The 8,200-nt window shown below is 69.5% G+C and carries 7 protein-coding genes; all 7 read right to left on the reverse strand.

Annotation, left to right across the window (positions count from 1 at the left end; genetic code table 11):
- The coding region (locus tag HMPREF0591_RS05510) for a (Fe-S)-binding protein (RefSeq protein WP_007167452.1) at positions 1 to 2,370 on the reverse strand (2,370 nt) is incomplete at its 3' end.
- A 141-nt stretch (positions 2,371 to 2,511) separates the two neighbouring features.
- The gene (locus HMPREF0591_RS05515; RefSeq protein WP_040621186.1) at positions 2,512 to 4,206 is read right to left on the reverse strand and encodes an Hsp70 family protein; all 1,695 of its coding nucleotides are present in this window, start codon (positions 4,204 to 4,206) and stop codon (positions 2,512 to 2,514) included.
- Between the two features lie 55 nt (positions 4,207 to 4,261).
- The gene (locus HMPREF0591_RS05520) at positions 4,262 to 4,780 is read right to left on the reverse strand and encodes a hypothetical protein (protein WP_007167454.1); all 519 of its coding nucleotides are present in this window, start codon (positions 4,778 to 4,780) and stop codon (positions 4,262 to 4,264) included.
- A gap of 81 nt (positions 4,781 to 4,861) precedes the next feature.
- Positions 4,862 to 5,593 (reverse strand): hypothetical protein, encoded by a 732-nt coding sequence (locus tag HMPREF0591_RS05525; protein ID WP_040621900.1) that lies wholly within the window; start codon positions 5,591 to 5,593, stop codon positions 4,862 to 4,864.
- Complete coding sequence (locus HMPREF0591_RS05530) at positions 5,593 to 6,153, reverse strand: hypothetical protein (protein WP_007167456.1); 561 nt, start codon at positions 6,151 to 6,153, stop codon at positions 5,593 to 5,595. Before HMPREF0591_RS05530 ends, HMPREF0591_RS05525 begins: the two co-directional genes overlap by 1 nt.
- Positions 6,154 to 6,164: 11 nt before the next feature.
- Positions 6,165 to 7,343: a putative alpha/beta hydrolase gene (locus tag HMPREF0591_RS05535; RefSeq protein WP_007167457.1), complete on the reverse strand. Its 1,179-nt coding sequence runs from the start codon at positions 7,341 to 7,343 to the stop codon at positions 6,165 to 6,167.
- A gap of 172 nt (positions 7,344 to 7,515) precedes the next feature.
- The coding region (locus HMPREF0591_RS05540; RefSeq protein ID WP_007167458.1) for an N-acetylmuramic acid 6-phosphate etherase at positions 7,516 to 8,200 on the reverse strand (685 nt) is incomplete at its 5' end.

An 8,200-nucleotide genomic window follows, 5' to 3' on the forward strand; every position in this document is an offset into this window, starting at 1 on the left:
CGCGTCGGCCTTGGGGGCGGCCTCCGCCTTCGGGGCCTCCTCGGCCGGCGCCTCCTCGGTCTCCTTGGCCGGCGCCTCGACCGTCGCGGTGGCCTTGGGCGCGGCAGCCGCCCGCTTCTCGGCTTCCTTTGCGGCCGTGCCCTTCTCGGGCAGCGTCGCCTTGTCGTACTCGATGGACCCGAGCAGCACCTGGGCGACGTCGAGCACCTCCACGCCGCTGCGGCCGGCCTCCTCCTGCCGGTCGTTGACGCCGTCGGTGACCATCACGCGGCAGAACGGGCAGCCGGTCGCGATCGTGGCGGCCCCGGTGGCCAGGGCCTCGTCGACGCGCTCGTGGTTGATCCGCTTGCCGATGTGCTCTTCCATCCACATCCGCGCGCCGCCAGCGCCGCAGCAGAAGCTGCGCTCGGCGTGCCGCGGCATCTCGGTGAGCGTCGCGCCCGCGGCCCCGATCAGCTCGCGCGGCGCCTCGTACACCTTGTTGTGCCGGCCCAGGTAGCACGGGTCGTGGTAGGTGATGTCCTGGGACACCGGCGTCACCGGCACCAGCTTGTTGTCCCGGATCAGCCGGTTCAGCAGCTGGGTGTGGTGCAGCACCGAGTAGTTCGAGCCCAGCTGGCGGTATTCGCGGCCCAGGGTGTTGAAGCAGTGCGGGCAGGTCACGACGATCTTGCGGTCGACGGTCTCCACGCCCTCGAACACCCCGTCCAGCGTCTCGACGGCCTGGGCCGCGAGCTGCTGGAACAGGAATTCGTTGCCCGAGCGGCGGGCGGAGTCGCCGTTGCAGGTTTCGCCGGTGCCCAGCACCAGGTACTTCACCCCGGCGATCGCCAGCAGTTCCGCGACGGCCTTGGTGGTCTTCTTGGCCTTGTCGTCGTAGGCGCCGGCGCAGCCCACCCAGAACAGGTACTCGAAGCCGTCGAAGCTGTCGACGTCCTCGCCGTAGACCGGGACGTCGAAGTCCACCTCGTCGATCCAGTTGGTCCGGTCGGACGCGTTCTGGCCCCACGGGTTGGACTTGGTTTCCAGGTTCTTGAACAGCACCGACAGTTCCGACGGGAACTCGGACTCCATCATCACCTGGTAGCGGCGCATGTCGACGATGTGGTCGACGTGCTCGATGTCCACCGGGCACTGCTCGACGCAGGCGCCGCAGGTCACGCAGGACCACAGCACGTCGGGGTCGATGACGCCGCCCTGTTCCGCGGTGCCGACCAGCGGGCGGGTGGCCTGCTCGGGCCCGGAGCCCAGCACCCGGCCGAAGCCCGACTCGGGAACGTGGTGCGCCTCGGCGTGCTTCTCGCCGGCCAGCTCCTCGCCGATCCCGCCCTCGGGGGTGTTCTCGGCGGGCGACTCCTTGTCGCCGAGGATGTAGGGCGCCTTGGCCATCCAGTGGTCGCGCAGGTCCATGATGACGAGCTTGGGAGACAGCGGCTTGCCGGTGTTCCAGGCCGGGCACTGCGACTGGCAGCGGCCGCACTCGGTGCAGGTGGCGAAGTCCAGCATCGCCTTCCAGCTGAAGTCCTCGATCTTGCCGCGGCCGAACTCCGCGTCGTCCGGCGGGTTTTCGAAGTCGATCGGCTTGCCGTCGGCCTCGATCGGCAGCAGCGGGCCCAGGCCGTCGGGCAGCCGCTTGAAGATGACGTTGATCGGCGCCGTGAAGATGTGCAGGTGCTTGGAGTGCAGCACGATGATCAGGAACGCCAGCATGACGGCGATGTGCAGCAGCAGGGCCGTCGTCTCGATGATCTCGTTGGCGGGCTGGCCCAGCGGGCGCAGGATGGCGCCGAACAGCTGCGACAGGAAGGCGCCGTTGCCGTAGGGCAGCGTGCCGTTGTTGACCGCCGACCCGCGGACCAGCACATAGGTCCAGATGACGTTGAAGATCATGAACAGCACCAGCCACGCGCCGCCGGTGTGCGAGCCGTAGAACCGCGACTGCCGGCCATACTCCTTGGGCTCGGTGCGGAACCGGATGATCGCGAACGTCGTGATGCCGAGGAAGACCGCGGTCGCGAAGAAGTCCTGCAGGAAGCCCAGCGCGTCCCAGCGCCCGATGATCGGGATGTGGAAGTTGGCCTGGAACAGGAACCCGTAGGCCTCGATGTAGACGGTGAGCAGGATGAAGAAGCCCCACATCGTGAAGAAGTGGGCCAGGCCGGGGATGGACCACTTCAGCAGGCGGCGCTGCCCGAAGACTTCGGCGACCTCGGTCCAGATTCGCCTGCCGGGGTCGTCGGTGTGGCCGGGAGCCGGCTTTCCGGACATGACCAGCTTGTACAGCCACAGGACCCGCCGGCCGGCCAGCGCGGCCACGACCAGCGTCATGCCCATGCCCACGATCAGTCTGATGAGCATCTGCGTCGTCACAGAAAATCTCCCCAATGCATTGTTGAATCAGCCTGCGCTTTGTTTGCCTGCTTAGCCCTGCTCATAGTCGCATCTTCGCAGCTTTCGCCGCGAGAAAGGCTGCCCTAACTTAGGCGTCGTCGTCCGCCTTGGCCTGCTCCGTTAGCGTCCCAACGGGGGTTCGAACCGCGGGAACAACCTTTCGCGCCTGGTCGTCGTCGGCGGCGCCTCGGTGGTGGTCGCCTGCGACGTCGTGGTCGGCGGGGCGGTCGTCGTCGTCGGCGGGGGCGTCGTGGTGGTGGTCGTCGGCGGGGCCGTTGTCGTGGTGGTGGTCGTGGTCGGCGGCGCGGTGGTGGTCGTGGTGGCGGGCGGCTGCTCGGAGGACGACGGCGGCGGCGGTGGCGGGGGCAGGACCGTCTCGGTGGTGCTGCCGTTCGGCTCGGTGATGGTCACGGTTTGTGAGGTTTGCGGCGGAGCCGGTGTCGGGTTGACCGATTTGGGCGCGGGATGGCCGAGGGTCAGCGCCAGCACGATGGCCACCAGCACCGCGGCCGCGGCGCCGGCGACGCTCAAGACCAGGGCGGTGCGTTTGTACCACGGCAGCGGACCCTGTTCGGCGGGGCGCTCGCCGGCGTCATCATCGAAATTCCGTGCCGCACTGGTGTACTCGCCGGTGGCGTCGCGCCCGGTGTAGGGCACCGGCTCGTCGCCGTCGGCGTCCTGGGACCAGGCCAGGGCGCCGTCGACGTCGGTGGCCCGGGCGGCCCACGCGGCCTGGGTCATGTCGATCCCGCCGGTGCCGACCATCTCGGTCGGCGTCTCCACGACGGCCCCCGCGGCGGTCGGGACACCCGCCGAGGCCTGTTGATCGCCGAGCACCGCCGCGCCGACGGCGGCGCTGACCGCGGGCTGCGGTGCGGTGTGGACGGGCACCTGGAACCGCTCCGCCAGCCGCGCGGTGAGCAGCGGGATGCTGGCGCCGCCGCCGGCAGTGGCCACGGCGGCCAGCCTGGCCTTCGGAATCCCGTTGCGGCGCAACGCCTCCTCGAGGTCGCCCAGGAACCGGTCCAGCGGCTCGGCGATCAGTTGCTCCAGCTCGGTGCGGGACAGCGACCCGCCCGCGACGGCGGCCGTCGTGGCGGTCGACAGCTGCTCCTTGGCGCGCCGGCATTCGCCGAGCAGGCGGCTCTGCGAGCTCATCCGCACGGTGCCGGCCACGTCGGCCATGGTGTCGTCCGAGGCGCGCATGCGGCCGAGGACGAGCTGATCGATCGCGTCGCCGGAGAAGTCGGTGGAGCGCACCGAGGGGCCGATGCGGGTGAAGTTGGACGCGGCGTCCATCAACGTGACCGTGGTGCCGCTGGCGCCGAAGTCGCAGAGGGCGACCACGCCGGTGGTCGGGAATCCCGGCCTGCCGCGCAGCGCGGCCAGCGCGGCGGTGGCGTCGGACACCAGCACCGGGGCCACCCCGCCACGGGCGAGATCCGGCTGGGCGAAGAACTCCTCACGCAGCGCGGTGAATTGGGCGTCGGACCAGTACGCGGGGACGGCGATGGTGATGGGAGTGCCGTAGCCGACGGCGCGGGCCATGGCCTCGATCGCCTCGACCGTGAGCACCTCGCCGAGGTATTTCGTCCCGTCGGCCGCCACCAACGGCGACCGGTCGCCGACCCGTTCGACGAAGCCGCGCAGCACCATGCCGCCCTGGGCCAGGTTCGGGTTCTCTTCCGGCAGGCCAACTTCGGTCGGCCGGTGTTCGAAGAGGGTCAACACGGCGCTGCGGACCACCGGCGCCCTGCCCGCGCGGGCCGCCACCAGGTTGGCCGCCCCGATCGACAGCCCGAGCGACTCGCTCATGCCCCGCACCCCACTTCCGATCGCCCGGTGGTCCTCACCATAGCGGCCGACGGGGTCAGCGCAGGCCGGGCGGGACCGTGATCACCGTGGGGATGCCCGGAATCGTGATCACCGACGGCACCTGGGGCAGGTGGTGCCGATGCGTCGGCACCTGCTGGCTCGGCGCGCGGGTGGGCTGCTGCGTCGGCTGCTGCGCCGGCGCCTCGACCGCGCTGCTGGTGGTCGGGGTCGTGGTGGTCGTGGTCGGCGGGGTCGTGGTGGTGGTCGTCGTCGTGCTCGTGCTGCTGGTGCTCGGGGTGGGGCTGGTGCCCTGTTCCCCGTGGAGCAGCTCGGTGATGCCGTAGACGATCAGCCCGATCAGGACCGCGACGAACACCAGCCAGGCGATGAGCAGGGGCGGCTTGCGGTACCACGGTGTCGGTTCGGTCTCCAGGGCGTCGAACACCTCCGGCCGGGGGAACCCGCCCGGCGGGTGCTCCGCGGGTTCGCCGGAAGTGGGCTGGTCAGGGATGCCGTAGTCGGCATGCTGGGTCGCCTGATTGTGGAAGTCATCGGGTGGGCCGTTGCGTGCCACGGCACCGATGGTACTGACCCCATCTGTCAGGCTCCTGAGCCCGCCGTCAGAAGGGGATTGCCGCCGGCTCTACTGCCTCGGTCAAATGCCGGCCGTTGACTGGCCCCGGAGAATGCGTTCGATCCGATCCAGCAGCTCGCTCGGGTCGTCCCGGGCGCCGTCTTTCCAGGCGACCAGAGCATCGAGGAGGTTGGTTGGTTGGACACTCAGTCGCAGCCCGAGTATCACGGTCACGGGGGCTCCATTGGCGGTATCCAAGGGGCGGTAAGTAATAGCGGTCTGCAACCACTCACCGCCTGCCGGCTGCGGGGTGAGCTTGGGCTCGATTGACTCGATCAGTTCACGCCTGATCTCGACCAGGTCACTGCGACGCTCGGCCAACCGCACGATCAACATCGACGGCGTAATACAGAGCAGACTTCGAAGCCACATGCGGACGATGCCGTAGAAGCTCAGCGGGGTCACGCCCAAGATGACGATGCCTGTGAAACGAAGCCACGCCGGGTTGCCGGCCGCACACCCCGCCGCAAGAGACGCCCCGCCCAACAGGGGGATCAAAACCAGCGTGCTGTACGCGTTGCCCTCGTACCAGGGAAGGTAGCGGCAGGTGATTTCGTCCCCCGAGCGGCTGATCCCGGCACGGAAGATCCGGCGCTGGCCGACGAGGATGATTGCGCCCGCCACGGCAACGCCGAGACACAGGTACCACGCCGATCCGAGCAGCACATTGATGACCGCCACCAGGCAGAGCAAGCCTCCGAAGCAGTAACGCAGCACACGCCCCCGACGGCTTCTCGCCGCGCCACGTGCCATCACCGGCCGTCTCGCGTTGCGATTACCGAGGCGTGGTGCTGACCCGCGGGCCCCGGGATGGCCACCGGACCCGTCCGGGCCTTCAGCCAGATCTGTGCCCGATCCACCGGTGAATCATGTAACCCGGTGACTGTCAGTTGGGCGATCAGCGTCTCCTGTTCGGCCGTGATGATCCGCGATCGTGACACGCTGTCGACGATGCCGAGTTCATGTGCGATCCGCATGGCGAGCAACCCTACGATGCCGGGACCCTCGGTGGCCGCGGCGAATTCACGGTGCAGCTCGACAGAGTTCGGCACCGACTGCAACTGCTGCTCAACCAACATGGTGAACACTTCGCCGGCGTCCAACGGGGCCTCGACACGATGCATCGTCAAGACCGCGTTTGCGCCGAACACCTCGATGCACGGATCGTCGCGACAGATCCACACACGCGCCCCGACCGCCGCGTCGAGGGGTTCCCAACCTCGCGGCATGCCCACTTCCACCACAAAACCGGCGAACCGGTCGACCGGGACTACCGAGACGCCCGACTCCTGCACGAACTCATCGAATCGCATCCAACGTGCCCCTAACCGAAACCGAAGATCGATTCCACGCCGTGCACCGCACTACCGACCGCATCGGCGACCGGGTGCCAGGCCGCTTCGACGCCCTTGGATGCCAGGTAACTGGCTGCCGCTCCAGCACCGGCGCCGACCACCAGACCAATCGCGGTACCTGCCCCGGGAACGACCGAACCGATCGCTGCACCGACCTCCGCGCCCGCCCATAGCCCGGCGGCCACACCTACCGTCTCCCGGGTGACGGCCTCCGGCACCGAGTTACCGTCGTGGATGTCGGACATGACGGCCGGTACTGCGCTGGCCGCGGCGACGACCCCGCCGACTCGGGAGAATCCCTTGAGTTCGACCCCGCCGATCTCCGGATCCTCCAGCCATCGCAACAAGCCCGGATCGGCCTTGCCGGGGCCCGTACCAGGAGACTCGGCGATCAGGTTGGTCGTCGCCTGACGCACACCGTCGGCGGTGCCACCGGCCACGGCGCCCGCACCCGCGATCGCCAAATCCCCCTTTGTCGGGGTCAACGCCGGGCCCCCGTCCGGGTGGTCGCCCGGCGCCGGGCCGGGTCCGGCCGGGGAAGCGACGACGTCGTATCCGTCCGCGTGCAGCGTTCCCAACGCGTTCTGGAACGAGCTCGAATAGCCGTCGCGCGTCGCCTGCAGCTGCCTCAGCGCGTCTTTGGTGGCGCGCACGGCGTCGTCTTCGCATTTGGCGATAAATGCCTCGAGCGCATCGTAATCGGCCGCGCTGAGGTCCTCGTCGTCTTCCATCTCGTCGGCTTCGGCGATCAGTCCGTCGAGGTTTTCCAATTCGGCTTCCAGCGACGCGATTCGCCCGGTCGCGGTTCTCTGCGCTTCGGCCAACGTCGCGGCGATGTTCTCCAGGTCCGCACCGATCTTGGGTATCTGTAGGGACTGCGCCCCAAGGGCTTTCGTCACCCGCTGGACTTCGTCGGAGTCGTTGATCGGATGATCGCCGGCCTGGTGATTCCAGGCGGCGTCGAAGCGGGTGCGGGCCTGCTCGAACGCGTGGTCGGCCTCCGCCGTGCATCGACCCGCGCGATGAAAAGCCCCGGCCAAATTGGCAATCTGCGACGGGCTGCCCGCCTGCAGGCTCGCGTTGACCGCCCAGGGATCACCGCCGGCCGCGCCGATCAGTGCCGGGACGCTGAGATAGAGGAGTTGCATGGCGCCGTCAGCGGCTCGCCCTGACGGCGGTCAAATCTCGCGTGGCTCCGGTCGCATCCACGAGCATCGCCCCCCTCCCGATCCCCCGCGAAAGACTACTCCCGCACGCGTATCAGCCAATTCACCTCGCAGACCGGGGCTGCCTTGACGAACGGCCTCACGCGTTTGGGCCTCAGTTCCCACCGAGCGCGTCCCGCACGCGTCCCCGCGCCCGGTCGAGCCGGGCGGCCGCCTCGGCCGCGTCGACCCCCGCGCCCAACGCGACGATCGCCGTCTTGGCATGGCCACCGGCGGCAGCGAGCGCGGCGGCCGCGGTCTCTTCGTCGACGCCGGCCGCGTCGCGGACGATCCGCACCGCCCGGCGGCGCAGCTTCGCGCTGGTCGGCCGCACGTCGACCATCCGCGGTCCGTACGCCTTGCCGAGCGCGATCATCACGCTCGTCGAGAGCGCGTTGAGCGCGACCTTCTGCGCCGTTCCCGCGGTCAGCCGCGTCGACCCGGCCAGCACCTCGGGGCCGGTCAACAGTTCGATCACGACGTCGGCCGATGCCTCGCTGCCGGCGTTGTTGACGATCGCGACCGTCAGCGCACCCGCCGCGCGCGCATGCTCGAGCGCCCCGAGCACGTACGGCGTGCGGCCCGACGCGCTGATCCCGACGAGCGCGTCGGCGGCGGTCAGTCCGGCGAGATCGGCGGGGTCGAACGCGTCCTCCGCCCCCTCGATCGCCTCGGTCAGCGCCACCGGCCCGCCGGCGATCACGCCGCGCACGAGGTCGGTGCCGAACGTGGGCGCGCACTCGGCCGCGTCGAGCACGCCGAGCCGCCCGGGCGTTCCGGCGCCGGCGTAGATCAGCCGG

Source organism: Mycobacterium parascrofulaceum ATCC BAA-614 (assembly GCF_000164135.1).
GTDB lineage: Bacteria > Actinomycetota > Actinomycetes > Mycobacteriales > Mycobacteriaceae > Mycobacterium > Mycobacterium parascrofulaceum.